This is a genomic window from Bacillus alveayuensis (assembly GCA_030812955.1).
GTDB classification, from domain to species: Bacteria; Bacillota; Bacilli; order Bacillales; family Aeribacillaceae; genus Bacillus_CB; species Bacillus_CB alveayuensis.
Genome location: JAUSTR010000055.1, coordinates 1 through 1,172, shown reverse-complemented (window position 1 = coordinate 1,172; position 1,172 = coordinate 1). Strand labels below are relative to the sequence as shown.

The window sequence follows — 1,172 nt, the reverse complement described above, 5'->3', positions numbered from 1 at the left end:
AGGGCGAAAGGAGTACGAGGTCGTAGACCCGAAACCAGGTGATCTACCCATGTCCAGGGTGAAGTTCAGGTAACACTGAATGGAGGCCCGAACCCACGCACGTTGAAAAGTGCGGGGATGAGGTGTGGGTAGGGGTGAAATGCCAATCGAACTTGGAGATAGCTGGTTCTCTCCGAAATAGCTTTAGGGCTAGCCTCAAGGTGAGAGTCTTGGAGGTAGAGCACTGATTGGACTAGGGGCCCTCATCGGGTTACCGAATTCAGTCAAACTCCGAATGCCAAAGACTTATCCTTGGGAGTCAGACTACGAGTGATAAGATCCGTGGTCGAAAGGGAAACAGCCCAGACCGCCAGCTAAGGTCCCCAAGTATACGTTAAGTGGAAAAGGATGTGGAGTTGCTTAGACAACCAGGATGTTGGCTTAGAAGCAGCCACCATTTAAAGAGTGCGTAATAGCTCACTGGTCGAGTGACTCTGCGCCGAAAATGTACCGGGGCTAAACGTATCACCGAAGCTGCGGACTGTTCTTCGAACAGTGGTAGGAGAGCGTTCTAAGGGCGTCGAAGCTAGACCGTGAGGACTAGTGGAGCGCTTAGAAGTGAGAATGCCGGTATGAGTAGCGAAAGAGGGGTGGGAATCCCCTCCACCGAATGCCTAAGGTTTCCTGAGGAAGGCTCGTCCGCTCAGGGTTAGTCGGGACCTAAGCCGAGGCCGAAAGGCGTAGGCGATGGAGAACAGGTTGATATTCCTGTACCACCTCCTCACCGTTTGAGCGATGGGGGGACGCAGGAGGATAGGGTAAGCGCGGCGCTGGTTGACCGCGTCCAAGCAGTTAGGCTGATAAGCAGGCAAATCCGCTTATCATGAGGCTGAGCTGTGATGGCGAGGGAAATAGAGTACCGAAGTTCCTGATTCCACACTGCCAAGAAAAGCCTCTAGCGAGGTGAGAGGTGCCCGTACCGCAAACCGACACAGGTAGGCGAGGAGAGAATCCTAAGGTGAGCGAGAGAACCCTCGTTAAGGAACTCGGCAAAATGACCCCGTAACTTCGGGAGAAGGGGTGCTCTGGTAGGGTGATAAGCCCGAGAGAGCCGCAGTGAATAGGCCCAGGCGACTGTTTAGCAAAAACACAGGTCTCTGCGAAACCGAAAGGTGAAGTATAGGGGCTGACGC

At 53.9% G+C, this 1,172-nt stretch carries 1 rRNA gene; it reads left to right on the top strand.

The features are described from left to right. Positions 1 to 1,172, top strand: a 23S ribosomal RNA gene (locus J2S06_RS16080); the annotation flags it as partial.